25 protein-coding genes are annotated in these 24,168 nt (G+C 65.0%); 4 read left to right on the forward strand and 21 right to left on the reverse strand.

From position 1 onward, the window contains the following. The 20 genes from ON44_RS41390 to ON44_RS41490 form a co-directional block, all read right to left on the reverse strand. On the reverse strand, positions 1-1,156 hold a 1,156-nt coding region (locus tag ON44_RS41390), incomplete at its 3' end, for a serine/threonine-protein kinase (protein ID WP_157187578.1). 210 nt (positions 1,157-1,366) lie between these two features. Further along, on the reverse strand, positions 1,367-2,368 hold the full coding sequence (locus tag ON44_RS41395) for an NADP-dependent oxidoreductase (RefSeq protein ID WP_040700377.1): 1,002 nt from the start codon (positions 2,366-2,368) through the stop codon (positions 1,367-1,369). Between the two features lie 38 nt (positions 2,369-2,406). Further along, entirely contained in the window at positions 2,407-2,892 is a 486-nt protein-coding gene (locus tag ON44_RS41400; RefSeq protein ID WP_051183193.1) for an RsbRD N-terminal domain-containing protein, read from the reverse strand. A gap of 12 nt (positions 2,893-2,904) precedes the next feature. After that, positions 2,905-3,333 (reverse strand): tautomerase family protein, encoded by a 429-nt coding sequence (locus tag ON44_RS41405; protein ID WP_040700378.1) that lies wholly within the window; start codon positions 3,331-3,333, stop codon positions 2,905-2,907. Positions 3,334-3,384: 51 nt separating this feature from the next. Continuing rightward, on the reverse strand, positions 3,385-4,896 hold the full coding sequence (locus ON44_RS41410; RefSeq protein ID WP_040700379.1) for a long-chain-fatty-acid--CoA ligase: 1,512 nt from the start codon (positions 4,894-4,896) through the stop codon (positions 3,385-3,387). Positions 4,897-5,352: 456 nt separating this feature from the next. Continuing rightward, positions 5,353-5,883: an Rv1363c family protein gene (locus tag ON44_RS41420; RefSeq protein WP_063721718.1), complete on the reverse strand. Its 531-nt coding sequence runs from the start codon at positions 5,881-5,883 to the stop codon at positions 5,353-5,355. Beyond that, positions 5,880-6,455: an Rv1363c family protein gene (locus tag ON44_RS41425; RefSeq protein WP_040700381.1), complete on the reverse strand. Its 576-nt coding sequence runs from the start codon at positions 6,453-6,455 to the stop codon at positions 5,880-5,882. The genes ON44_RS41420 and ON44_RS41425 overlap by 4 nt, the downstream gene beginning before the upstream one ends. Next, complete coding sequence (locus ON44_RS41430; protein WP_040700382.1) at positions 6,431-7,900, reverse strand: MlaD family protein; 1,470 nt, start codon at positions 7,898-7,900, stop codon at positions 6,431-6,433. Before ON44_RS41430 ends, ON44_RS41425 begins: the two co-directional genes overlap by 25 nt. Continuing rightward, positions 7,897-9,021: an MCE family protein gene (locus ON44_RS41435; RefSeq protein WP_040700383.1), complete on the reverse strand. Its 1,125-nt coding sequence runs from the start codon at positions 9,019-9,021 to the stop codon at positions 7,897-7,899. Before ON44_RS41435 ends, ON44_RS41430 begins: the two co-directional genes overlap by 4 nt. Continuing rightward, the gene (locus ON44_RS41440; protein ID WP_063721719.1) at positions 9,018-10,223 is read right to left on the reverse strand and encodes an MCE family protein; all 1,206 of its coding nucleotides are present in this window, start codon (positions 10,221-10,223) and stop codon (positions 9,018-9,020) included. Before ON44_RS41440 ends, ON44_RS41435 begins: the two co-directional genes overlap by 4 nt. Further along, positions 10,223-11,212: an MCE family protein gene (locus tag ON44_RS41445; protein ID WP_040700384.1), complete on the reverse strand. Its 990-nt coding sequence runs from the start codon at positions 11,210-11,212 to the stop codon at positions 10,223-10,225. The genes ON44_RS41440 and ON44_RS41445 overlap by 1 nt, the downstream gene beginning before the upstream one ends. Positions 11,213-11,219: 7 nt before the next feature. Next, entirely contained in the window at positions 11,220-12,239 is a 1,020-nt protein-coding gene (locus ON44_RS41450; RefSeq protein WP_040700385.1) for an MCE family protein, read from the reverse strand. Then, the gene (locus ON44_RS41455) at positions 12,236-13,402 is read right to left on the reverse strand and encodes an MCE family protein (protein WP_040700387.1); all 1,167 of its coding nucleotides are present in this window, start codon (positions 13,400-13,402) and stop codon (positions 12,236-12,238) included. The genes ON44_RS41450 and ON44_RS41455 overlap by 4 nt, the downstream gene beginning before the upstream one ends. Continuing rightward, entirely contained in the window at positions 13,399-14,283 is an 885-nt protein-coding gene (locus ON44_RS41460; RefSeq protein WP_040700389.1) for an MlaE family ABC transporter permease, read from the reverse strand. Before ON44_RS41460 ends, ON44_RS41455 begins: the two co-directional genes overlap by 4 nt. A gap of 11 nt (positions 14,284-14,294) precedes the next feature. Further along, positions 14,295-15,047 carry an MlaE family ABC transporter permease gene (locus ON44_RS41465; RefSeq protein WP_040700457.1) on the reverse strand — a complete coding sequence of 251 codons (753 nt, stop codon included), beginning with the start codon at positions 15,045-15,047 and terminating at the stop codon, positions 14,295-14,297. Positions 15,048-15,144: 97 nt separating this feature from the next. Continuing rightward, the gene (locus tag ON44_RS41470) at positions 15,145-15,822 is read right to left on the reverse strand and encodes a DUF169 domain-containing protein (protein ID WP_040700391.1); all 678 of its coding nucleotides are present in this window, start codon (positions 15,820-15,822) and stop codon (positions 15,145-15,147) included. Between the two features lie 35 nt (positions 15,823-15,857). Continuing rightward, positions 15,858-17,438: a linalool dehydratase/isomerase domain-containing protein gene (locus ON44_RS41475; RefSeq protein ID WP_245567537.1), complete on the reverse strand. Its 1,581-nt coding sequence runs from the start codon at positions 17,436-17,438 to the stop codon at positions 15,858-15,860. Position 17,439: 1 nt separating this feature from the next. Then, positions 17,440-17,937 carry a hypothetical protein gene (locus ON44_RS41480; protein ID WP_169338162.1) on the reverse strand — a complete coding sequence of 166 codons (498 nt, stop codon included), beginning with the start codon at positions 17,935-17,937 and terminating at the stop codon, positions 17,440-17,442. A gap of 72 nt (positions 17,938-18,009) precedes the next feature. Continuing rightward, positions 18,010-18,948: an alpha/beta hydrolase gene (locus tag ON44_RS41485; protein WP_040700395.1), complete on the reverse strand. Its 939-nt coding sequence runs from the start codon at positions 18,946-18,948 to the stop codon at positions 18,010-18,012. Between the two features lie 5 nt (positions 18,949-18,953). Beyond that, positions 18,954-19,928, reverse strand: coding sequence for an enoyl-CoA hydratase/isomerase family protein (locus ON44_RS41490; protein ID WP_040700396.1), 975 nt, complete (start codon positions 19,926-19,928; stop codon positions 18,954-18,956). A 232-nt stretch (positions 19,929-20,160) separates the two neighbouring features. On the opposite strand from ON44_RS41490, the gene ON44_RS41495 reads away from it, so the two are divergent. The 4 genes from ON44_RS41495 (at position 20,161) to ON44_RS41510 (ending at position 23,422) form a co-directional block, all read left to right on the forward strand. Continuing rightward, positions 20,161-20,862, forward strand: a complete 702-nt coding sequence (locus tag ON44_RS41495) for a TetR/AcrR family transcriptional regulator (protein WP_051183199.1) — start codon at positions 20,161-20,163, stop codon at positions 20,860-20,862. A 96-nt stretch (positions 20,863-20,958) separates the two neighbouring features. Beyond that, positions 20,959-21,873 (forward strand): SDR family oxidoreductase, encoded by a 915-nt coding sequence (locus ON44_RS41500; protein WP_040700398.1) that lies wholly within the window; start codon positions 20,959-20,961, stop codon positions 21,871-21,873. After that, positions 21,870-22,805, forward strand: coding sequence for an NADP-dependent oxidoreductase (locus ON44_RS41505; protein ID WP_040700399.1), 936 nt, complete (start codon positions 21,870-21,872; stop codon positions 22,803-22,805). Before ON44_RS41500 ends, ON44_RS41505 begins: the two co-directional genes overlap by 4 nt. 14 nt (positions 22,806-22,819) lie before the next feature. Further along, positions 22,820-23,422, forward strand: a complete 603-nt coding sequence (locus tag ON44_RS41510; protein WP_040700400.1) for a hypothetical protein — start codon at positions 22,820-22,822, stop codon at positions 23,420-23,422. Here ON44_RS41510 and ON44_RS41515 read toward each other — a convergent pair. Further along, entirely contained in the window at positions 23,394-24,098 is a 705-nt protein-coding gene (locus tag ON44_RS41515) for a TetR/AcrR family transcriptional regulator (protein WP_040700403.1), read from the reverse strand. The two genes, ON44_RS41510 and ON44_RS41515, sit on opposite strands and share 29 nt — an antisense overlap. Positions 24,099-24,168 lie beyond the last annotated feature (70 nt).

Genomic DNA, 24,168 nt, shown 5'->3' on the forward strand with positions numbered 1-24,168 from the left:
CCTCGAGCACATCGCCCCACTGCGCTGCGACGGTGGTCTTCCCGAAACCTGCGGGCCCGTGAATCAGCACCAGTCGCCGCGTCCGCGCCTCCCGCAAGATATCCAGCAACCGGGGCCGCTCCACCGGCCGACGCAACGTGCTCGGCGGCCGATACCGGGTCGACGGAGTCGGCAACGGAACGTCCGGCACCGGCGTTTCGGCCACCAACACCGATCGGGACTCGGCGGATCGCTCGATCCCGCTTCCCTTCCCGGTACCTGGCGGCAGCGCCATGGTGTCGACCCGAAGACCACTGGAGAACTGCACGTTGCGCAACAGCTCGCCGAATTCGCGGGCATCGGCGGGCCGCTCGGCCGGGTCGGTCGCCAACGCCGACTCGATCACCGTGCACAGCATCGCGGGAACGCCGCCGCCACGCAGATCCGGAATCGGCTCCGAGCTGATTCGCAGAAACTGGGTGACCAGCGATTCACCCGCGCGGCGTTCGAACGCCGCATGGCCGGTCAACAGGCAGAACAAGCTGGAGCCGAGACCGTACACATCCGAGGGCACCGACGGATCCTCACCTTTGAGGACCTCGGGTGCCGTGAACGCCGGTGTCCCCGCCACCACACCGGCCGCGGTTTCGAAGGCGCCACCGATCCGTGCGATGCCGAAATCCGCGAGCTGGGGTTCGCCGTAGTCGCTGAGCAGGATATTGGCGGGGTTCACATCACGGTGCAGGACCCCACACGCATGGGCCGCGGCCAGTGCACCGGCCAGTTTCACCCCGATCGACAACACCTCCTGCCACGGCACCGGTCCCTCGTCGCGCACCCGACTCATCAGCGACCCCTGCGCATGCAGTGGCATCACGATGAAGGGCCGCCCGGTCGCGGTGACGTCGGCTCGCAGTACCTGAACAATGTGCGGGTGCCCGGAAAACCGGCCCAGTGCCTGCTGCTCGCGCACGAAGCGGGCCCGCTCGTCGCCGGAAACCTCCGAGGTCAACACCTTCACCGCTACCTGGCGGTCGAGCGAACCCTCGACACATCGGTACACAACACCGAAACCACCCCGACCGATCTCCTGCGCATCATCGAACCCGGCCGCAGCCAATTCCGCCGCGATACCGAACTGCAGGTCGCGTTGCGTCCCCTCCGTGTCGTGCGCCACCGACCGCTTATCCACACCAGCGGACGCGCGAAACCCCCACCGCGACACACCATCGTGCAGTCGGCCCGCCCGACAAGACCCCGCCGCAGCCACTCATCCGCGCCACCTCTCGACCTGGGAAAAGTGCCCCGACAATTCGAGGATAGTCTTCCGACGGGCAAGAACCGGCGATTCCTAGCAGCCGGCGGTACGGGGCCTATTCGTGCGGACTCAGATCGCGAGGACGAGTTTTCCGGTGTTCGCACCCGCGAACAGCATGTTCAGTGTTTCACCGAACCGGGCGACACCACCCTCGACAACGTGCTCTCGCGCCTTGATCTTGCCGTCGGCCAACCACTGCGAGATCTTCGCGACGGCCTCGCCGTAGCGATCGCGGTAGTCGAACACTACGAATCCGGTCATCGAGGCCCGGAAGATCAGCAGAGACATATATCGCGAGGGGCCGGGAGCCGGTTTGTCGTCGTTGTAAGACGAAATCGCCCCGCAGATGACCACCCTCGCACCCCGCGCCAGATTCGCCAGCGCAGCATCGAGGATGTCACCACCGACATTGTCGAAGAACACGTCGATTCCATCCGGTGCCAGCTCCCGAAGTCGGTGCAGCACATCCTCGCCGCGATAATCGATCGCTGCGTCGAAGCCGAGTTCCTCGATCAGCACGCGGCACTTCTCCGCACCGCCCGCAATCCCGATGACCCGTGCTCCGAAGGCTTTCGCGATCTGACCGGCGACCCCACCCACGGCTCCGGCCGCGGCCGAGATCACGACGGTCTCGCCGGCCCGCAGTTTGCCGACCTCGAGTAGACCGAAATAGGCTGTCATACCTGGCATTCCGAGGGCGCCGAGCCAAGTCGCCGCCGGTGCGATGCTGAGATCGATCCGCTGTACGCCGTTGCCGTCGCTGATCGCGTATTCGGTCACACCGAAGGTGCCGCTGACGGTTTCACCGACCGCGAAGTCAGGATGCGCCGACTCGACGACGGTGGCGACGTCCAGCGAGCGCATGACCTCATCGATGCCGACCGGCGGCAGATACGACCGGACATCGTTCAGCCACCCGCGCATGGCCGGGTCGATGGATATCAGATCGACCTTCACCAGGATCTGCCCGGCGGCGATGGCGGGAAGGTCCTCGGTCGCGATACGCCAGGTGTCCGCATCGGGCAACCCGGATGGCCGCTTCGCGAGTAGTACCTGCTGGGTCTTCGTCACTGGTTCTCCTTACTGTTTGTCATGCCGCGCCGAGCGCCTCAGCGGTCCCGTTCTTCTTCGTAGGCCTCGAGTACCTGTTCTGTGACGTGGTCGATGTAGGCGAAGTTCGCTGCCGCCAGCCGTTGCGCGACGGCGGTCAGCAGGTACGGGTCGCTGACCTTGGTGTTGAAGGCCCGCTGCAGGACCGTGTCCTGGCCGAGCCGATAGGCGCGGACGAGAGCTCGAACCGGAACGCCGTGTTGGGCGAGGCGTCGGGCGTATTCGATCGCCGCGGGTGGCGCCTCCGCCTGGCCGATATCGACGCCGTGTTGCAGGAAGGGCAGGGAGGTCTCGACGTTGCCCTCGATGCTCGCGACGAGCGATGCTTGCAGACTCTCGTCGCCGCGCAACTCCGCGATCTCGCTCGAAAGTCGTTGGTAGAGATCGCGAATCAAGGCGGCACGGTCATGGCTCAGTGCCGCGCCGACCTCTGCCACACAGGCGGCGACCTGTGTGGCGAGGTCCGTCGATCCCGGGTACCCCATATGCGCGATCAGCTATTGGGTCGACAGCACATCGCCGAGTTCCTGCCTGTGCTGTTCGATCCAGTCCGCTTCCTCGCCGGGAGCGGGCATGATCAGCCCCGCCTCCATGATGGAAGTGGGATCCATCTCGTTGAGTCCGAGCAGCAGACTTCGGGCGTCCTGGCCGGTGACGGCGGTCCACGCCGCCGACAGCCGGGTGAGCAGTTCGGCCCGCGATGCGCGATCCCGACCGGCCCGGATATTTCCGCTGATCACCGATACCGTGTTGGGCTTACCGGCGGTGAAAAACGCCGACGGCTCGTATTCGACGAATACAACGTTGACGAATCCCCGAGGCGCGCCGGTGACCGAGGTATGAATGGCGGTGATTGCTTCGGCCAGCTCGGCGCGGTGGTCCTCAGCCAGCGACCCCGCGGGAACCAGAACTTGATACAAAGGCATGGGCTTTCCTTTCGAATTGATCAGCGGCCGAACGTAATTCCGCAAAGAGCGTCAGTGAATGGTCGATCCACTGTGGTCGACATGCAGATTGATTTCGCGCTTGAGGATCTTGCCGGTCGGCCCCTTCGGCAAGGCGTCGACGATGTGCAGGTGCCGGGGGTATTTGTAGGCGGCGACGCGTTCCTTGACGAAGTCACGCAGTTCGTCGGCACCAATCGATGCGCCGGGCTTGAGGGCGACCGCGGCAGCGACCTCCTCACCGAGCTCGGCGTGCGCGATACCGACGACCGCCGCCTCGGCGACATCGGGGTGCTCGTAGAGCACCTCCTCGACCTCGCGGGGATAGACGTTGTAGCCGCCGCGAATGATCATGTCCTTCTTGCGGTCGACGATGAAGTAGTTGCCGTTCGCATCGCTCCGACCCAGATCGCCGGTGTGAAACCAGCCATCGGTGATCGCCTCGGCGGTCTCCTCGGGCTTGTTCCAATAGCCTTTCATGATGTTGTCGCCGCGAATCACGATCTCACCGACCGTGCCGTCGGCCACCTCGCCGCCCTCGTCGTCGACCACCCGCAGTTCGACGCCGCGGACCGGGGTACCGATGGAACCGGGTACACGAGGCCGATCGGGGTGATTGAAGCAAGCGGCGGGCGAGGTCTCCGATAGCCCGTACCCTTCGAGCACCACGCATCCGAACTGCTTCTCGAAGGCGTGCAGCACCTCCACCGGCAGCGCGGAGCCGCCGCTGACGCAGATCCGCAGCGCGCCGAGGTCGATGTCGGCGGCACCCGGATGATTCAGCAGCGCCGAGTACATCGTCGGCACCCCTTCGAAGATCGTCACTTGGTCCCGGACCATTAGCTCCAATGCCTTGGCCGGGTCGAACCGCGGCAGCAGCGTCAGCGTCGCGCCGACGCGCACAGCGGCGTTCAATGCGCATGTCTGCCCGAACACATGGAACAGCGGTAGCCCGCCGAAGATCACGTCCTCGGCGCTGAGCTCGAGCAGGGTCTGTGTGCAGACGTCGACGTTGCTCCCGAGGTTGGCGTGGGTCAGCTCGGCGCCCTTCGGCAAGCCGGTGGTGCCAGAGGTGTACAGGATTACCGCGGTGTCGTCGGGGCGGCGATCGATCACTTCCTCTCGCGGCTCGATGGCCATCATTTGATCGAGGAATTCGGCCGGAGCAACCGGTATCGCGGTACTGCCCACCTGCGTGGCACCCGCGGCGGCTTCGGCGGCGAAGTCCGGCCAGACGAATATCAGCTTGGCGCCGGAATCGCGCAGGTAGTAGGCGACTTCACGTTCCTTGAGCAAGGGGTTCATCGGTACCACGACCGCGCCCACCCGCAGGATGGCGTAGTAGAGAGCGGCGAAATGCGGGACGTTCGGGAGCATGATCGCGACCCGATCACCCGGTGCCACATCGTATGCGGCCAGTAGACCGGCGACGCGTTGACTGAGCGTGTCCAATTGCGCGTAGGAAACGACTGTCTCGTCGAGCCGAATCGCAACATGGTGGGGACGGTTGTGGGCAGAGATCACGAGATTTTCGGCGAGATTCATTTCACTTGCTTTCGTCGGGTGCCGAAGGTCCGGCTTCGGTACGTCGGCACGTCGCCCCCCGGGGGGCATAGTGCACTCCAAGGCATTCGTAGAACTTCATTTAAAACTTTGTTATTGAAGATAGCCGATCGTGAGGGTGTCGGTTCACTCCGAGTTCGATCGCAACTCGCTGATCAACCTGACCTGCTGATATCTCGGCGCTGCTGATCACGGCCCAACGAACAATCGCTCACCCGGCAGGTATGGCAGCAACCTACCGTCCTCGACGGTGTCGCCGATCAATTCGATTGTGCACCAAGGCTTTCGCCTCCAATCGTGGATAAAATTGCGCACCGCCGCCCCGGTTACCGCATAGTTGAAGACCAAGTCTGACAGCCAGATCCGCAGGTGCACATCACCTTCGGGTGCGAACCAATTTTTGGCGGACATGGGCTCTCGTCTCCTCGGGCAACGATGTCAGACGGGTGTGATGTCGGAGATGAGCCATCGGTCGTCGGCCTGAGTCATGGTGACTCGTATGCGGCTGCCGTCCAGGCGCGGTCCCTGATACTTGCTGCTCGTGGTCTCCTGATCGAGGAACACCAGCATCGTGACTTTGTCGACGGCTGCGGTGACCACCGAGGATTCGACGACCTTCGCAGTGGTAATGATCGAATCGCGATGTGCCGCGGGGGTGATCACGCTCGAGCTCAACTTGGCGAAATCGTCGCGGAAGGTGCCGGTCAAATTATCGGTGACCTTGGGGAATTCGGTGTCGATGGTGTTGAAGTCGTAGGACAGCACGGTGGGAATTCGCGACTGTGCCGAATCCCGGGCCGCCCGTGCGGCGGTCACTGTCGCGCTGTGGTCGGAGATACTGCGTCCGCACAGGACCGTCGTGGTTATCGCCGTAACCAGTATGAGCGCGAGCACAACGAATGTGGCAGTGGTGGCCCGCCTTCCGATCGTGGATAAACGCCGGAACCATTGGCGTGGACGGATTCTCATGCGACGAACTCCACGTTCGAGACGAGCCAACGCCCGTCGGTGTGGTCGAGGGTCATCTTCATGCGGTAGACCCGCTGCTGTCCCTCGGGGGCTTCGGTGTTCTTGACCGTGGAGGTGACCGCGGTCAGCACGGTGGCGTGCGCGTCGTCGACCGAGACGATCCCGGCTTCCTTGACCTCGCCGGTGGATTCGACCTTGCCGTTCTGCAGTACGGCGACGAAGTTGCCGGAGATCTTGTCCCACTGGTCACGGAATGATCCGGTCGAATCGGCGGCGATCGCGTCGAGATTCTGTTTGGCCGAACCATGACTGAGCGTGACCAACTGGACGGCGATACGGCGCGCGGTATCGAGCACGGCACGATCGCGGGTGTCGTCCTGGTGGTTGTGGTGGACAGTCAGCCAGAGCTGCGAACTCACCGCGACGAGCGTCACCACTACTGCGGAGGCAATCGTGATCGCCCAGACCCGCCACGGTGAACCTGGGCGACGCGGTGAGTCCACCGGGCCGGAAGCCGAGTCGGACTCGGATGTGGCCTCGTCGGCGTCTATTTGATCAGTAGCGATTGCCATCCCTGGTACTCCTTTGCTTGGGCAGCCGATTGGGCCAGCTGCCCGACGACGTAGGTGAGACCGTCCGGTCCGTGGAAGGTTCCGTCGCGCTCCGCGTATGGTGCGGTCATGGCGGCGGGTGCGACCGGTGCGGACGCGGCCGGATCGGGGGTGGGTGCGCGTCCGGTCGGTGCGACCGGGTCGGGCGCCGGGCGTTGCGAGGCTGCCGCCGGATAGGGATCACGGGGGTGTGCGAGCATGTCCGGCCAGGTCGAGGGCAGTCCGCCCGGGCAATTCGCGATATCGGCGGTGCGGACCGAGGGATCAGTGGCGCAGGGGGTATTGCGGGCCCCGCGGATGACTTTCGGGTTGCCCGGGGCGACCCGGCAGTAGTTGCCCGTCGATGAAACCGGCGCGGGACCTGTGTCGGATGGGTCGCGGCGCTGCGTGCTCTGATATCCCTCCGTGCAAGGTGGCGGGTTCTCGGTATTGCCGAATTTGACATCCAGCGGCAGCTGCGGCCCTCTGGTGTCGGCGGTGGTCTGCAGGCCCGCGGCGGCGTCGGTGTAGTTCAAGCCGGTCGCAAGCGCCGGATACACGACCAGGATCTGGCGCAGTCCCGCTACATTGACCCGCAGCACCTGTCCCACGGTCTGCAGATCGGCCAGCAGCACCGGCAGCGGCGTTGTCAGGTCGGCGAGTGTGCCGGAAATGGTGTCGGCGGTGGTGGGGCCCTGATCCAGCACATCGCGCAACTGCGCGTCGTTCAGTGCCAGCTGTGTGGTGAAGGATGCCAGATCGCTTGTTGTGGAACGAATTTCGGTCCGGACCGAATTTCCTGTGCGCAGCAGCGGTTCGGCGTCTTCGAGCAGGGTGAGGGTGGGGCCGATATCAGCTTGGGCGAGGTCGAGCAGCTTCGCGGAGGATTCGATGAGGGTGGCCAGGGCGGGCCCGGCGCCGTAGACGGCGTTGAAGGTCTCGTCGATCGAGGTTCGCAACGAGTCGGTGGACACGCTCTTCAGCAGGGTCTGCGTTTTGTCGAGCACGTCGCTGGTCGGAATCGGCACGGTCGTCTTCGACAGTGGGATCGAGCTGCCGTCGCGCAGATAGGGCGCGGTGTCACCGGAAGGTATCAGGTCCACGTACTGTTCGCCGATGGCGGACATGCTTTTGACCGTGGCCGAGGCCGAGGCTGGGACGTTGCGGTCGTCACGCAACTGCATGTGGACTCGGACGGTCTCGCCGTTGAGGTCGATGCCGGTGACGCGGCCGATCTCCACGCCGCGGTAGGTGACCGACGCAGATTCGTACAGACCACCCGAATCGGCGAAATCGGCTGTGACCGTGTAGGTTCCGATTCCGGTGAGGCGCTGGATGCCGATGTAGTGGCCCAAGCCGTAGCTGAGGCTCACCACTGCCAGGATCGCGAAGGCGATGAGCTGGCCCTTGACCAGACGGGTTTTCATCGGGGTCCCCCGTTCGGGTCGGCGGTCGCGGGCAGGTCGCCGGGCGCGGGTTGGGTCGGTGCGATGAGCGGATCCACGGCACGGTTGGACATCGGGACCAGTCGGTTGAACGGGATGCTGCCGATGACCTTGTTCTGGATGCCTTCGACGGTGAGGTCGAGGGTGAGGAACAAATTGACGTAATCGCCCCGCACCGCTCGGTCGGCGACGGTAACCGGGAACGGGAAACTCAGTGCGACGAGCAGGGCCCCGGCGAGATCGGAGCCCGCTGTGGCGAGCTGGCTCAGCGTGGGCTGCAGGTTGTGTAGGTCGGCGGTGAGGTCGTCGCGGCTGCTGGCCAACACCTGCGCGGCTTGCGCGCCGAAGGCGCCGACGCGGTCGAGCATGGTTGTCAGTTGGGTCCTCTGCTCGTCGAGCACGGCCAGCGCGGGCTGTATCTGTTCGATCCCGCCGCCGAGTGTGTCCTTCTGTGCGGCAAGCTCTTTCGAGAATTCGTCGAGGCTGTCGATGGCGCGCACGATGTTGTCGCGTTGGGTGTCCAAGCCGTCGACGAAGGTGACCAGTCGGGCGAAGGATCGGTTGATCGCGTCCTCGCGGCCACCGAACGCACCGTTCAGTTCGGTCATGATGGTCCGAATCTGTTCCAGCCCACTGCCATTGAGAACCAGCGATAACGCGGCGAGCACATCCTCGGTCGCGGGATATTCGGCGGTCGCCGAAAGCGGGATCACGTCGCCGTCGCGCAGCGGCCGGTCCGTTTTGCCGTCCTTGGGAGTGATCAGTTCCAGATACTGGGCGCCGAGCACGCTGGTCTGTGCGAGACGGGCGGTGGTATTCGCGGGCAGTTGGACGCTCTTGTCGATTTCGAGAGTGATATCCGCGACGTAATCGCGGACAGTGATCGCGGTGATCGTGCCGACGGTGACGTTGTCGGCCTTGACCAGCGAGTTGGCGATCAGATTCTGGGTGTCGCGTAGCTGCACGCGCACCGTGTAGGCACCGTGGTGAATCGCGTTGCCCGGCAGCGGGATCGAATTGGCTCCGTCGAATCGGCAACCGGCGCTGAGCAAGGCGCCCAGGAGCAGCACGCTTCCGGCCTGCCGTCGGATCGAGGGTTTCATCGTCGGGCTCCGGGGATGAGAAGGTCGGTGAGTCCTGGAATAAGTGGTATGCCGGGCAGCCCTGGGACACCCGTGGCTGGCATCGGCTGCGGCAACGAGCCCGCGCCCATCGCCGCGCGCGCCGCAGCACCGAATAGATCACCGAATTGTGCACTGGCGCGGGAACATTCGGCTTGCGGTGCGTCGACGGTGGTGAGCAGCGCGCAGATCAGCGACATCGGGTCCGGGTAGTCCGGGATGATCAGATTCGCGGTCACCGACTTCGAGTACGGGTCGATGATGTTGTAGAGATCATCCAGCGCGGTCGGCGCGATATGCAGGATCTGGGCGAGGTCGTCCTCCCGGTTCGCCAGCAGCGAGGTGATCCGAATCAGCGACGTGACATCGGAGTTCAGCGCGTCACGGTTGTCGGCGACGAGGCCGCGGATCTCGGGCAGCATCGCCTGGACCGCTTGTAGCGCGGCGTCGAGCTGAGTTCTGTTGTCGTTCAATATATTCGACACCCCGGCTAGCTGATCGACGAAGTTCCGGACCTGAGCATCGTTCGCCGCGAGCGCGGAAATCACCGTCTGCAGGTTCCGCACCGTGGCGAACAGGTCGGGTCCGCCCTCGGCCAGTGTCTGCATCGCCTTGGACAGGTTGACAAGTGTGTCGTTGAGCGTTTTGCCGTTGCCGCCGAGTGCTTTCGCGGTGGCGTCGGTGAATCGGGCCAAGGTGCCCGTAGGGTCGCCGGGTTTGGGCGCGAGCTGGGTGGCGAGGTCGGTGACCTGCTGCTTGATCTGGTCGTATTCGACCGGGACGGCGGTGCGCTCGAGCGGGATGACAGCCCCGTCGCGCAGTTGCGGTTCTGTTCCTCGTTTCGGGACGAGCTGGATGTAGCGGCCCGACACCAATGTGGGGGCCACGATCGCGGCGTGGGTGTCGGCGCTCACCGGATGCGACGAATCGAAATGCATGGTGACGCGGACGCGATCGCCCATCGGCGTGACGTCGTCGACCTCGCCGATCGGCACGCCGCGCAGCGCGACGCGGTCGCCGCGATAGAGGCCGACCGAGTTGGTGAAGTAGGCGGTGACCCGGACGGTCGCGTCGCGAGTCATCCACCAGGTGGCGCCGGTGGCGATGGTCGCCGCGACGATTAGGACGGCGAGAATCCGTCCGGGTACCGGGATGCGGGACGCGCCCGCGCGCGGCGCCGCCATCAGCGTCCTCCTCCGGGGCTGCCGGGCTGTTGCCCGTCGAGGTTGGCGGGAGCGATGTTGTGCAGCAGTACCCCGAAGAAGGGGCCACTCCCGACGACCTCACCGAGCTGGGTTACGAATGGTCTCAAGCCGGTGATCGCGGCGTTGATGTTGTCGTAGTTGGTGTTGAGCAGGCCCACGACCCGGTCGAGTTCGGCCAGCATCGGTGCGAGTGTCTGCTTGGTGTCCCTGGCCAGTCCGTGCAGTTCGGTGCTGACGGCGCGAACGTTGACCAGCAGGGTGCGAATCGTGGCGGCGCGGTCGTTGAGTGCGGCGAACAGCGAACCGCCGTCGGTCAGCAGTGCGGTCAGGTTCTGATTTCGTTGCGCGAGAATGCCGGTCACCGATTGGGTGTGGTCGAGCAGATCCCGCACGGCTCCGTCGCGGGAGGCGATGGTCTCCGACAGTCGCGACACACCGTCGAGCGACGGCCGCAGATTCTCCGGTAACGAGGTCAGCACCTTCGACAGGCTGTCGACAGCGTCGGTCAGTTGCTTTTTGTCGGTGCCGGCCAACCGAGTCGTGAGTTGGTTCAGCGATTCGGTGATGTCGAAGCCGGAGGTGGTGTGGTCCAAAGGAATTCGGTCGCCGATCGCGCCGTCACCGTCGGGCCGCAGCTCGACGTAGCGGCGGCCGAGAGCCGTTTCGACTTTGATCGCCGCGGTGGTGCGGGTGCCGAGTTGCTGTCCGTGGGTGTCGACCCGCAGGGCGATGTCGACGTGGTCGCCGCTGAGTGCGATGTGGTCGACCTTGCCCACCTCGATTCCCGAAATCTGCACGGCGTCACCGGTGTTCAGTCCGCTGGCGTCGGCGAACTCGGCCACGATCGTCCGGTGTCCCGGCCATCCGGGGATGCGCTCGTAGTTGAACAGGCCGACCAGCAAAGCGACCACGATGCCGGTGCCGACCAGTCCTATCTGGAGGGGGTTGCGTTCGGAGAACGATCTCATGGCGGTTTCACCTGCACCTTTCGGCCGGAGCGGTGAACATCGGTGTGTCCTGATAGCCGGTGCCGCCGATCGCCGGATACCGGATGGCGAGACCGCAGACGAAGAAGTTGACGAAGCTGCCGTAACTACTGGCGCGCCCCACCACGTTGTACGTGGTGGGCAGCTTCGCCAAAAGCAGTGACAGGGTGTCGGAATCGGCGTTGAGGTTGCCTGCCAAACGTTGCAGCTCGGCGATATCGGTGGCGATGGCGGGCCGGTTGTCCTGCAGGAGCCGCGCGGCCTCGGCGGTCCCGGCGTCGATACGTTCCAAGCCCGAGGTCAATGTGGCGCGGTCCGCGTCGAGACCGCTGACGACCTGTTGCAGGTCGACCACCAACTGGTCGAATTGCGTGCCGCGCTGCTGGATTACCCCGAGGGCGGCGGCGAGGCTGTCGATCGTGTCGCCGATGACCTGGTCGCGGTCGGCCAGCGTGTTGCCGAGTTCGCCGATCTGCTCCACCAGGGTGGCGATGTTCTGTTCCTGGCCGTTGAGCACCGCGATCAGCGAGGCCGACAGCTTGTTCGTCTGGTCGGGATCCAGGCCCTGTAGCAGCGGCTTGAATCCATTGACCAAGCTGTCGATATCGAGTGCGGGTGCGGTCTGGGCGACCGGAATCGGATCGTCCTCCGAGCGCAACCCGGAGCGGTCGGGTTTGACGACCACCTCGAGATACCGGTCGCCGACCAGATTCTTGTACCGGACCGCGGCGGTGGAGCTGGTCCGCACCTCGATGTCACGGTCGACGGTGAAAACGACCTCGACGAGGTGATCGCGGGCAAAGTCCACCGACCTCACCTTGCCCACCGGGACACCGGCGATCTTCACGTCATTCCCGGACTTCATCCCCGAGACCGAGGTGAACAGCGCGCGGTAGGTGCGGGTCGGCACGAATCGCAACTCGCCGACGAGCACGACCAGCATGGCCGAAATGATCGAGGTGATCACTAGGAAGACCACCAACTTGATGCCTGCGTGGCGGGCGATCATCGGGTCAGTCCATAGATCAGTGCCGCGAACGGGTTGCCCAGCAGATCCTCCGGACCACGAATCGGGCCGTAAACCGTTGTACCGGTGTTGAAGTCGGTGTGACCGGGGGCGGGGCCGTCCGGCGCGTACGGGTATCCATGGCAGGAGGGTGCATTATCGGCACCGTTCACGGGCAGATCCTTGTCGTAGCGGTAGGGCGCGTCGCCCATCAGCAGGGTGCTCAGGATGTTCAGGCCCGGCCGTCCGCCGCCGAGCGCACGTTCGAGGATTTTGCGGTCCTGGTTGAGAGCCGAGAACAGACACGGGAACGACGGCGACTGTTCGGCGAGCACCCGAACGCTCGGTTCCAATCCTTCGACAGCGCCGATCAGCGGTGTGGCCGAAGCATCCGTGAATGCCTTGCCGGTATTGCCGAATTCGGTGAACGACAGCAGGAAGGCACTCAGGCTCGCTTGCTTCTCGACAATGGTGTTGCCGGTGGTCGACAGGTTCTGCAGTGTGGTCATGAAATCCGGTGTCGCGGCGGCCAAGGTGTCGAGATTGTCGGCGAGCAGCGGGACGTCGCGCCGCAGTGTCGGCATGGCCTCGTTGAACTGCCCGAGATAGCGATCCGTGGACACCATCAGGTCGCCGAATCGCGTGCCGTGCCCGCCCAGCGCCGTCCCGAGGGCGGTGAGCGTCGCGTTCAGCTTCTGCGGCTCAACCGTTTTCAGAACAGTCAGCAACGCGTCGAACACGTCGTTCACCTCGACGGGCACCTTCGAGCCGTCGATGACCGACCCCGCGGTCAGCGTCGTCGTCGCCGGTTGATCCGGCCAGACCAGCGTGACGAACTTGCGGCCGAACAGGGTGGTCGGCGCGATCTCGGCACCGACGTTGGCCGGAATCCGGTGCGCCTGGCCAGGATTCAGATCTAACGTCAGCTTCGCGCGGTCGTTGTCGAAATCGACGGCGCTCACCCGCCCGATGACGACTCCGTGCACCTTGACATCGGATCCGGGCCCCATCAGCAGCCCGGCCCGATCCGCGACCAGATAGACGCGTGTGCTCGCGACGAATTCGCCACTGCAGGAAGCGATGGCACCCGTCCAGGCGAGGATGAAGGCGACCAGAGCACTGATTCCGAGCAGTAGGGCGCGGCGGCGGGAGACTTCGATGTTCATCCGGACACCCGCACCGTCGAGTGGACACCGCCGTAGACCGCCACGCCGATGATCAGGTCGACGATCATGATCGCGATCAACGAGGTGCGCACCGCCCGGCCGACCGCCACCCCCACCCCGGCGGGACCACCGGCGGCGTGGTAGCCGTGGTAGCAGTGCACCGACATGATGATCACCGAGAACACAATGACTTTCACCAGTGACCACAGCACGTCGCTCGGTACGAGAAAGACGTTGAAGTAGTGCTCGTAGGTGCCCGGCGACTGCCCGGACAGCACAATGCTGACGAACTGGGTCGATGCGTAGCCCATGAACAGCGCGATGCCGTACAGCGGCATGATTGCGATCAGTCCGGCCAGGATGCGGGTCGTGACCAGATAGGGAACCGCGGGAATCGACATCACCTCGAGTGCGTCGATCTCCTCACTCACGCGCATCGCGCCGAGTTGCGCGGTGAATCCGGCACCGACGGTCGCGGTCAACGCGACCCCCGCGACCACCGGAATCGCCTCGCGGGTATTGAAGAACGCGGAAATGAACCCCGACATCGCCTCGACGCCGACCCGGCCCAGCGAGTTGCTGCCTTGCTGGCCGACCTCGTAACCGGCTGCGGCGGTGAGGAATCCGACGATGACGACGGTTCCGCCGATGACTGCCAGCGCGCCGGTACCGAGGCTCACCTCGGCGATGAGGCGGACCACTTCACCGCGGTAGCGGCGAAGCGTGCGCGGAATCCAGCCGATTCCGTGCAAATGAAAAGACAGTTGGTGGCCGAGGCCGCCGACCGCGTCGACGGGACGGTTCGCGGTCGCGGTGAGCCGACGTCCCCATGGCTTCTGGCGGAGTAGCTCGATCGCGCCCGGCTCCCTGCTGGTGGTCATATCGATCCCGTTCATTGCAGCCACAGCGTGGTGATGATGGAGTTGGCCAGGAAGAGCAGGACGAAGCTGAAGACGACGGTCTGATTGACGGCGTCGCCGACCCCCTTCGGCCCGCCCTTGGCGTGCAGCCCCAGATGGCAGGCGACCAGTGCGGCCAACAGCCCGAACACCCCGGCCTTGAGCTCACTGACCAGCAGATCCGGTATCCCGGTCAGCAGCGGAATCGCAGTGATGAACTGCCCCGGAGTCGCGCCTTGCAGATAGACGGCGTAGAGGTAGCCACCGGTCAAACCGACCGCCGTCACGAGCCCGTTGAGGAATAACGCGACCGTCGTGGAGGCGAGTACCCGCGGCACGACCAGCCGTTGAATCGGATCGATCCCGAGCACCCGCATCGCGTCGATCTCCTCGCGGATGGTGCGGGCGCCGAGATCCGCGCAGATCGCCGTGGCACCCGCCCCGGCGACGACCAAAACCGTTGCGACCGGACCGATTTCGCGAATTACTGCGATACCGGCACCGGCGCCGGACAGATCGATGGCGCCGATCTCGTTGAGCAGCACGTTGATCTGGAAGATCACCATCACACAGAACGGGATCGCGATCAGCAAAGTCGGCAAGATCGAGACACTGGCGATGAACCATGCCTGGTGCACGAATTCCCGGAATTGGAAGGGCCGCCGCGGCAGCATCCGCCCGGTATCCAGAACGGTGGCGAAGAACTCCCCCACCGCGCGCGGGGCGACCGCTGCCGCGGACAGCATCCCGTCCCATCGCCCGCGCGAGGAGATCTCGCTGCCGGTGTCCACCATCGTCGAACCTTCCGATTATTCGAAAATCACTGACCGGGAAATCCGACGTTCACGTCAGGGAGAAATTGCTGGCCATATCGGCGGCCGCGAACTCGCTCACGGCGCGGTCCGCGGCCGTGGACGCTTCCAGCCGCTCGATGATCGATGCGAGCTCACCGACCGGAAGCGCACAGGTCAACTCGTCCTCAGGGAGGTTGGTCCGCGTCCGGCTGACCGCGCAGCCAGGGCTCACCGCGACCTGCCCGGCGTGGGCCAGGGGGACGATCACGCATTGCGGCTTGCGCGCCAAGGTGAGATCGGGGACGGCGCCGAGCAGAGTCATCAACGCGGTCGGCGAGAGCTTTACCAGGATCACGTCCGGGCTTTCCGCCTCGGCCAGCGGTTGATAGGTGATCGAGGACGGGCGGAACGGCAATGCCGCGGCGGCCATCAGGTCGGCCTCACCGACCCAGCCGCTGCCCACCAGCGCGGCGGTGTCCGCGCCCGCGGCGGCCTGTTCGAGCGGGATCAGCCCGTGGGTGTAGCTGCCGACGCTGCAATGCGCGTGATCGGCCGCGACGGTGTCGAGGCGTAGCTGCTGCGCCGGCGTCCAGAAGCAGCATCCGGCCGGTTGCGCCGGGACCGGACCGGGCGCATTCGTGGTGGCATCGAAGCTCACCGCGACGGGTGTTTCGGTAAGGCCGAGAAGCTCGGACAATCGGCGGGCCGATACGGCGAATGTACTCATGCGTGGGGCCTTTCAGGGGTGTCAGGAAACGGTGATCACGCGTAGGTCAGGCGGATCCGGTGGGTGTCGATGTCGAGGTCGATCGCCACCGCACCGGGTTGTGATCGGCGCCAGGTGTCGTTGGGGCGGTCGTCGACTTCCAGCGAGATCGTCGCGTCGTGCGGCAGGTTGTCGACGGTGAAAGAAGTCGGGGTTCCCCGTCGTGACGGTGTCGCCGCGAAAGTATCGATTTCGAGCACGCGGCGCCGAATGTCGTTGTGGGTGCGCCGAATACCGATCAGCGGGTAGTCGAGACCGCGCACCGTCGGTTCGTCGTACATGGTGGTGTTCGGGGAGTTGAAAACCCGGGACCAGGCGCCGGGTTCCGCGCATTCGATCATCATCATGGTGGCGTTGATCTGGCCGCGAGGCCATTGCTCACCCAGCCCGCACCAGAACGCGAAGCGGCTGTCATCTTCGCCGAAATACCTTGGCTCGAACTGACTTTCGGACACCGCACGCAAGCGTTCCCAGGTTGTGGTGTCACCGATTTCGCGGGCCATCCACAGACCGATGGACAACATCTGCGGGTCATCGGCCAACTGGACGACCGGCACCTTGGGGTTGTTCCAGCCCAACTGGCGCATCGCCGATTCATACAGCTCGATCCCGAGTTCGGGATCCTGCGGATAGATGTAGTGCACAAGGGTGAGCGCGCTGTAGCCGTTTACCGGCCCAGGGAAGGTCATCGTCGCGTTTTCGATCGGATCGTAGAAGAGCGCCACCCAATCGATGCGGCCTTGCCGGTCACGTCCCATGTAGTGCTTCTTGGCGAACGCGATCCAATCCAGAAACGGCTCGTTGAGCGAGGTGTGCAGTACCGCGTCGTACATCTTGAGGCCCAGACCGGCCGCGGTCACACAGAACGGCCAGATCTTGGTGTTCTCGCAGTGCGGTCCCTGAGGCCGCGCCGCCATCTGATCGGAGATGAACTTTGCCATCCGCCGGTGTGTCCAGGTGAATTTGCGGTTCTGGTACCCGGAAACCTCGAATGGAGTGGTTTGGGTCGGCTGTCCCGACACGTAGTGGCGCATGCCCAGCAGCAGATTGAGCCAGCCACGATAGAAGAGGTTCCCGTCACAGCCCACCGGGTCCGGCTGCAGTCCCCATGGTTCGACGCCGTTGCCGGTCCAGCCGGGCAGGGCATACCGGCCACGCAGGTGCTCGGGTACAACCATCAACCATTCAGGGGGATATTTGTCGACATTGGGGTCGGGCCCGATGAGGGTGTTCCAATCGATACCGCCCCAGAAGGTGACGTAGCGGCGCGCCAGTTCATCGAGGATGCGGGTATAGCCCTCCCGCCACGCCGGAGTCGCTTCCACCATCATGGGCAGCACGTAGCCCATCTCGGCAAGGTCGAAGCGCGGGAACGCGCACATCGGCGGCTCACTGTAGCGATCCCACCACGGATGCGGCTCGCCCTGATCAGACCAGTCGTCGTCGGTCGTGGACTTGTCCCACATGAACCTCAGCCAGCCCACCGATCGGTCGTTGAGTCCCGCCGCAGCGGTTGTCGTCGTCATCACATGGGTTGCGGGTGTCGGGGTCATCGGCGTTACTGCCAGCTGTGTCATCTCATGGCTCCGGCATAGGTTCGTCGGTGGTGGCACGAACCATCCACAACGTGGACCTGGCTTTCCAGGCGGCCTTCCACTCGGGATCCAGGCGCACGACCGCAGGCTCGATGAGGATGGTCTCGTCCCCGCTCGCAGCGGGGTCGTGGGCAACGTAGGCATCGGGGATCCGGTGGCGGGGTCCACTCGTGCGCCCGATCTTGATGAACTTCCGAGTAAGGCCGAAGAACCACAGCAGTACGAACGCACTGCCGTTGATCTCGACTGTGCCCTGGTGATTTGCTTCGACCAGCTTGTCGACCGCCCTCGGGGAACTGAGAATGCGCAGTGCTTGCCGACTCGAGCCGATGTGCACCGCGCAGTCCGCCGCGGCGGCATGGCCGGAATGTGATGTCGCCCGGCGCAATTGCGTGTCGAAGATCCAGTGCCGGGCGACCCGGTCACCAGCGGACATCTCGAAGGTCAGCGAGCGGGTTATCTGCGACCGCACAGAGGGCATGAACCGGGATCCCCGGGCGATGCACTGCCCGAGAAACCACAGCAGCAGGCGCATGGCCGCGTTCGACATCGGTTACCGCACCGTCCCGATGACCGGCACGGGTTGCAGGTGGCGGACCAAGAATGCGGTTTGATCGGTCACCAACTGCTCGAATACCTCCCCGAGGTAGAAATCGAAATGTCCTGCGTCGTACAGCCGAACATCGCCGCGCGGTGCCTGGCGGGCGTAGCGCTCGGTCTGCTTGGGCGGGGCGACCGAATCGGTTGCGCTGATGCAGATCAGGATCGGCGCGACGATGCGCTTGGCCGATCGACCGGGCCGATACCGGATCAGGCTCGTGACACTGCGGGCCGCGGCACGGTTGATCCACTGGAAGCCCGGAGGCAGCAGCGCGTGCATTCCGGGTAGCGCATCGGGTGCGTTCATGAGGGCCATCTCGCCCGGTGCCGCGGCGACCGGAACGGAGATCGGCTCCTCATCCCGCGCCGCCGCCAGCAGGTCGCGGGCCACAACGCGCAACAGCGCCAGCGTCTCGCCCAAACCCAGACCGGCCGCCGAAGCGAGTCCGTCGGTGAATGGGCACTGGGCGACCGCGGCACGAAGTTCCGGATGCCGAGCGGCAACCGAAATGGCGTGTCCGCCACCGAGGGAACTCCCCCATACCGCGACCCGAGCGTGATCGACTTCCGGCAAGCTGACCGCGTACTCGAGCGCGGCGTCCCAGTCGGCGAGCTGCTTGCTCATCGACAACACCTGGCGTGGTGCGCCGCCGCTGTCACCGAGATGGCGGTAGGTGAATACCAACACCGCCAGCCCAGCCGCGGCGAATCGCTCGGCGTAGGGCGCCAGCCCCATCTCCCGAGTGGCACCCAAACCGTGCCCCATCACAACCACGGGCACTGGCTTATCGACGGCGATATCGGGCAGGTACAACCAAGCCGAGCAGAAGGAGTCGCCGGAGGGAAAATCCACGGTGCGGCGGCCGAATGCGTGAGGTGCTTTGCGAGCCATTTCTTTCACTTCCTGGATGTGGTGCCGAGCGCGGCACTGCCGTGCCGTAGCGCCGCGTCATAGCCGCCGGGCCGATACAGCGGCAGCTCACCGCTGTCGGCGGTCTCACGCAGGTAGCGCAGCATGATCTCCTGTGCCTGCCGCTGCGGCAGCGATGCCAGGAATTCGGTGCGCTCGAGGTGTAGGCCCTCGGCCATCGATAGCGATCCACCCACATTCACCGACCGCTTGATGGCGGCGATCGCCTCGGTCGGCCGTGCCGCGAGGTGCATGCCACGTTCGATCGCGCGGCCCATGAGCCGATCGGCGGGGACGATCTCATCGATCGCACCGATCGCTAGTGCTTCCTCAGCCGGGAAGGGCTTGCCTTCCAAGATCGCGACCAGCGCGCGGTGTGATCCGATGAGCCGAGGTAGGCGCTGGGTGCCGCCGGCGCCGGGCGCGAAGCCCAACAGCACCTCCGGATGCCCGATGAAATAGTCGCCTTCGGCCATCAATCGCAGGTCACAGGCCCACGAGATCTCCGCGCCCACACCGAGCACCGAACCGTTGAGTGCCGCGACGAAGATCGTGGAGCTCGTGCTCATCCGGAGCAGGGTCTCATGCATGAGGTCGAGCTGGACCGCCCCGGTCAGCGGAGTCTTGCGCGCTACCCATCGGGTGAGCTTGTTCCGGCCGAACTGATGGGCGATCCGCGCCACCACATTTGTGACACCGCGGCTGACCGGGGGTATGACCGACCCGTCTTCCTGCAGCCAAGCCAGATCGGCATGGCTGATGAATCGCCCCGGATGCGACCCGGTGAACACCACCACGCGAACGTCGGGATCGCGATCGGCGCGCTCGACGAGATCGAACAGTTCGGGAGCATCCGCGCGGCCGAACAGGCCCAGCTGATCGCCGATGAAACGCGCGACGAGCACCCCGCCGTCGAGTTCCTCGATCTGGATGCGTTGCGCCCCGGGGCGTGTCTGCGACATAGCGCTGTTTCCTCCTTACCTACTCCGATGTGGGGAAACCGCACCCGGACGCGGATGCGAGAACAAAGTTTGGAACTTCGTTATGAACTTCGTTATGGAAGATAGTGCACCAGGTCACATTGGGCAAGCGCTGTGTCCGCCGACACGGTCGTCGCAGAGTCGAGCCGCATCGACGCCCGGTAGCCTCGTTTCACAACCCACAGCAGTCCGAACCTGGAGGTACGCGGCTCCGATGCCGAAACCAAGCAAGGAAGCCGCCGCTCGATTGACGCCTGATCAGATCGTCGAACGGCTGGTCGAGGCGGCCACGAGACTGCTCGCCGAGAAGGGACCGTCGCAGATCAAGGCACGTCGGTGGGCCGAGGCCGCGCAGGTATCGACGATGGCGGTGTACTACCACCTCGGTGGCGTGCCCGAGCTACTCCGAGCCGTCATCGAGCAAGGATTCCGCAACCTCGGCCGAACCCTAGTCGCCGTACCACCGAGCGAGGATCCGGTCACCGATCTGTTTGCGATGGCGCTGGCCTACCGTGGGTTCGCCCAAGACAATCCCCACCTCTACGACGCGATGTTCGGCCTCTCGACCCGTGGCAGCTATCGGCCACGGGAAACCTCGAACTCCGGCGCCATCAGACGCTCCAAGGAATTCCAGGCGGACTACGCACATCTGGTCGAGACATGCGCTCGACTAGTACGCAGCGGCCGCGTTCGCAGCGACGAGGACCCCGACGCCATCGCCACCCAACTCTGGAGCTGCGTACACGGATTCATCACGCTTGAACTGGGCGGTTCCTTCACCGACGTCCCCGACCCCGTCCGCCAGATACTGCAACCGATGACAGTGAACCTGCTGGTCGGCTTGGGCGACACCGCCGAGTCGGCGAACGCTTCCGAGACCGCCGCATCGCACGCACCGAGCGCCGACTCGAAGTAGGCGGACAGCCAACGACGGTGGCACCGGCGTCGAACCATGGCGCAGTAATCGACGGGCACTATTGCCTTCCATCTATAACGAAGTTATCCTCGGCCGATGCAACGAAGCTTGGCGGGTCGAAGACTGGTAATTACCGGAGCAGCACGCGGTATCGGGGAAAAGGTGGCACGTCTGGCCGCCGCCCGAGGCGCGCGAGTGGCCCTGATCGGACTCGAGCCCGATAAATTGCGCGCACTAGCCGCAGATCTGGGTCCCACCGCATGTTGGCGGGAGGCCGACGTGCGCGATGGCACCGCGCTGCGGTCGGCGATCGATGACTGCGCGGAGATCATGGGTGGCGTCGACTTCCTTGTCGCCAATGCCGGGGTCGCGGCCTACGGGACCGTGCGGCAGATGGATGAGGCGTCGTTCGATCGAGTTCTGGACATCAACCTCAACGGCGTCTTCCGCACCCTCAAGCACACGACACCGCATCTCGAGCGCACCCGAGGTCACGTGCTGGTCATCGCGTCCGCGCTGTCCTTCATGCCCCTGGCCGGATTGGCCTCCTACGGTGCGAGCAAAGCCGGAGTCGAAATGCTCACCCTGGCCTACCGCCAGGAGGTGGCGCACCTCGGTATCACGGTCGGTGTGGTCCATCCCTCGTGGATCGACACTGATCTCGTCCGAGGCGCGGAAGCGGACCTGCCCTCATTCCAGGGCATGCGCGAAAAGCTGCCCTATCCGGGCAATGTCACCACGAGCGTCGACGAGGCGGCTGCCGCGATCGTCGAAGGACTCGCACGCCGACGTGCCCGCGTGTACGTCCCACGCGCGGTCTCCGTGGCCAACTGGGCGAAAGGTGCCGTGAACTCGCCGCTGACCTGGCGTTGGGCGAGGCGCTTCGCGGCCCAACTGGTTCCCACCCTCGAGCGTGAGGTCGAGGCACTGGGGCGACATGACCAACTCACGCCGGGAGCCGACAAAAAACCGTCCGCCACAACACCCGTGGCCATCAGGAGACAGACATGAGCGAAACGATGCAGGCCATCAGCCAGAACGAGCTCGGCGGACCGGAGGTTCTCCGGAGCGTCACCCTGCCGATCCCCGCGCCCGGCATCGGCGAGGTCGTCGTCCGAGTACACGCCGCCGCCGTCAACCCGGTCGACGCGCTGGCTCGGCAGAGCGGCCTGTTCGTCAGCGAACCGCCGTTCGTACTCGGTTGGGATATCTCCGGCCAGGTAGCGGCCGTTGGCCCGGGCTCGACCCTCTACCAGCTTGGCGACGAGGTATTCGGCATGCTGCCCTTCCCACACGGCCACGGCGCCTACGCCGAGTACGCCGTCGCCCCGGCCCGCGTACTCGTCCCGAAGCCGAAGCACCTCGATCACATCCATGCCGCGGCCCTGCCCCTGGCCGGGCTCACCGCCTGGCAGGCCCTCGTGGACACGGCTCGCATCGACCAGGACAGCCGCGTCTTGATCAACGGTGCGGCCGGAGGTGTCGGACACCTCGCGGTACAGATCGCGAAAATCCGTGGCGCTCATGTCATCGCATTGGCTTCGGCGCGGGACGCCGACTTCGTCACAGCGGTGGGTGCCGACGAGGTGATCGACTACACCACCACCGACTTCACCCAGGCCGTCAAGGAAGTCGACGCCGTCCTGGAGGTCATCGGCGGCGACTACCCCGCCAGGGCCTTGGACGTTCTCAAACCTGGTGGCGTCCTGGTTTCGACCTTGCCGCCATCGGTCACGCCGCTGGAAGAGGAGGCGGCCGCGCGCGGCGTCCGAGTGGCTGGGCTGTTCGTCGAGGCCGACCGGCTCGGCATGACGGCCCTGGCCGAGTTCGCCGTCACCGGCGAGCTCATCCCCGCGATCGCCGCGACCTTTCCCCTCGATCACGCCGCTGCCGCCCACTCCACCAAGAGCGGGCCGGGCAAAACCGTCCTCACCCTGGTCTGACGGTCCCACCAGGAATGACCGATCCGAGCCACGCTGCGGCACCTTCAGCAACCGCGATCCCGATCAGCGATCGCTGGGCGGAGCTGCGTACCGCCGCTATTGACGCCCTGACCGAGGCGGTCCAGTATGCGCCCGGCGGCGAACCGATCGACTTCGGTGAATTCCTCGCCAGCGTTCTCGAAACCGTGGCCGCCAATGTCGGCAGCGTCGCCCGGCTCGTCGCTGGAGGATCGAGGAGCAGTGAGGCGGTCTGGATCCATGGCCTCGCCGGCGGCGAATCTGCCACCGTCGAGTGGCTGGCGCCGGGTCGAACGGTGCCCGTGGTCGTATCGCTGAACATCTGGGACCTCCTGCGCCGCAATGGAATCGAGGAGCCCAACGGTCCCCTCGCAGAGACGCTACGGCGATACCGGCGCTACACCGCGGCATTCGAAGCGGCGGTGCTCGCCGAAAGTGCGCGGCTCGGCCTGACAGTGCCGGTGACGGTGCAGATCAGCACCGATCCCGTGATGGCGCCGCGGGCCGCTGCCGACGCCATTGCCGCCCGACTATGGGACTACGCGATCGAGGCCACGCCGGTGGCCCTGCTCACCGAGGATGGACCGGCCGGGGATTGATCGAGTCGTAAAAGCGCAGGGCCGCCTCGTGCGAAGCCTGGGCCCGTTCCCGCTCGTCACCGAGCCCAACCGAGAAGTTGACCCCCATCGGCAGCATCACCTGCGCAACCGCGTCGCTGAAGTCGGCGAAGTGCTCGGCCAACTCGAGGGTGATATAGCCGTGCACGTAACTCCACAATTGAGCGGCGACCACCTCGGGATCCTGCTGCTCGATCCGGCCGGAGGCCACGAGCCGCTGGCATGCTTCGACCATGTGCAGGTAGGCGTCTCGGAAGGCGGGCGACCGCCCGCTGAACCGAATGTCGGAATCCCCCATCGGCCGGTACGTCGCACGCGTGGACAATCCGAACATCAGGTCATAGAGGTGTGGATTCTCCCTGGCGACCCGCCGACAGGTCAGCGCCATCGTGAAGAGATCCGCGATCGGATCCGCAGTCACCGGCATCCGGGAAAACGCCCTGTCCAGTTCCTTGAATCCTTGATCGACGACGGCACGAACGAGCTCCGGGATCCCGCCGAAGTGGCTGTAGACCACCATCGTCGAGAGCCCGGTCGCCGACGCCACCGTCCGCGCTTTGATGGCCGAAGGCCCCTGCTCGGCCAGCAGACCGATGGTCGCTTTGACGAGTCGGTCCGGCACGCTTTCGGTTGTCGACTCCTCTGACACGTTCCTCATATTTCCACCTGACTCCACACCACCCGGGCCCCGAGACCGTCGGATGGCTATTGCCACCAGTACTGTAACT

The organism is Nocardia vinacea NBRC 16497 (assembly GCF_000308835.1).
Classification (GTDB): domain Bacteria; phylum Actinomycetota; class Actinomycetes; order Mycobacteriales; family Mycobacteriaceae; genus Nocardia; species Nocardia vinacea.

Excerpts from the sequence above, each read along its gene's own strand:
- ON44_RS41400 (WP_051183193.1), bottom strand. The coding sequence starts at position 2,892 with ATGGGGTACCCGGGATCGACGGACCTCGCCACACAGGTCGCCGCCTGT.
- ON44_RS41405 (WP_040700378.1), bottom strand. The coding sequence starts at position 3,333 with ATGCCTTTGTATCAAGTTCTGGTTCCCGCGGGGTCGCTGGCTGAGGAC.
- ON44_RS41410 (WP_040700379.1), bottom strand. The coding sequence starts at position 4,896 with ATGAATCTCGCCGAAAATCTCGTGATCTCTGCCCACAACCGTCCCCAC.
- ON44_RS41420 (WP_063721718.1), bottom strand. The coding sequence starts at position 5,883 with ATGAGAATCCGTCCACGCCAATGGTTCCGGCGTTTATCCACGATCGGA.
- ON44_RS41425 (WP_040700381.1), bottom strand. The coding sequence starts at position 6,455 with ATGGCAATCGCTACTGATCAAATAGACGCCGACGAGGCCACATCCGAG.
- ON44_RS41430 (WP_040700382.1), bottom strand. The coding sequence starts at position 7,900 with ATGAAAACCCGTCTGGTCAAGGGCCAGCTCATCGCCTTCGCGATCCTG.
- ON44_RS41435 (WP_040700383.1), bottom strand. The coding sequence starts at position 9,021 with ATGAAACCCTCGATCCGACGGCAGGCCGGAAGCGTGCTGCTCCTGGGC.
- ON44_RS41440 (WP_063721719.1), bottom strand. The coding sequence starts at position 10,223 with ATGGCGGCGCCGCGCGCGGGCGCGTCCCGCATCCCGGTACCCGGACGG.
- ON44_RS41445 (WP_040700384.1), bottom strand. The coding sequence starts at position 11,212 with ATGAGATCGTTCTCCGAACGCAACCCCCTCCAGATAGGACTGGTCGGC.
- ON44_RS41450 (WP_040700385.1), bottom strand. The coding sequence starts at position 12,239 with ATGATCGCCCGCCACGCAGGCATCAAGTTGGTGGTCTTCCTAGTGATC.
- ON44_RS41455 (WP_040700387.1), bottom strand. The coding sequence starts at position 13,402 with ATGAACATCGAAGTCTCCCGCCGCCGCGCCCTACTGCTCGGAATCAGT.
- ON44_RS41460 (WP_040700389.1), bottom strand. The coding sequence starts at position 14,283 with ATGACCACCAGCAGGGAGCCGGGCGCGATCGAGCTACTCCGCCAGAAG.
- ON44_RS41465 (WP_040700457.1), bottom strand. The coding sequence starts at position 15,047 with ATGCTGTCCGCGGCAGCGGTCGCCCCGCGCGCGGTGGGGGAGTTCTTC.
- ON44_RS41470 (WP_040700391.1), bottom strand. The coding sequence starts at position 15,822 with ATGAGTACATTCGCCGTATCGGCCCGCCGATTGTCCGAGCTTCTCGGC.
- ON44_RS41475 (WP_245567537.1), bottom strand. The coding sequence starts at position 17,438 with ATGACACAGCTGGCAGTAACGCCGATGACCCCGACACCCGCAACCCAT.
- ON44_RS41480 (WP_169338162.1), bottom strand. The coding sequence starts at position 17,937 with ATGCCCTCTGTGCGGTCGCAGATAACCCGCTCGCTGACCTTCGAGATG.
- ON44_RS41485 (WP_040700395.1), bottom strand. The coding sequence starts at position 18,948 with ATGGCTCGCAAAGCACCTCACGCATTCGGCCGCCGCACCGTGGATTTT.
- ON44_RS41490 (WP_040700396.1), bottom strand. The coding sequence starts at position 19,928 with ATGTCGCAGACACGCCCCGGGGCGCAACGCATCCAGATCGAGGAACTC.
- ON44_RS41495 (WP_051183199.1), top strand. The coding sequence starts at position 20,161 with ATGCCGAAACCAAGCAAGGAAGCCGCCGCTCGATTGACGCCTGATCAG.
- ON44_RS41500 (WP_040700398.1), top strand. The coding sequence starts at position 20,959 with ATGCAACGAAGCTTGGCGGGTCGAAGACTGGTAATTACCGGAGCAGCA.
- ON44_RS41505 (WP_040700399.1), top strand. The coding sequence starts at position 21,870 with ATGAGCGAAACGATGCAGGCCATCAGCCAGAACGAGCTCGGCGGACCG.
- ON44_RS41510 (WP_040700400.1), top strand. The coding sequence starts at position 22,820 with ATGACCGATCCGAGCCACGCTGCGGCACCTTCAGCAACCGCGATCCCG.
- ON44_RS41515 (WP_040700403.1), bottom strand. The coding sequence starts at position 24,098 with ATGAGGAACGTGTCAGAGGAGTCGACAACCGAAAGCGTGCCGGACCGA.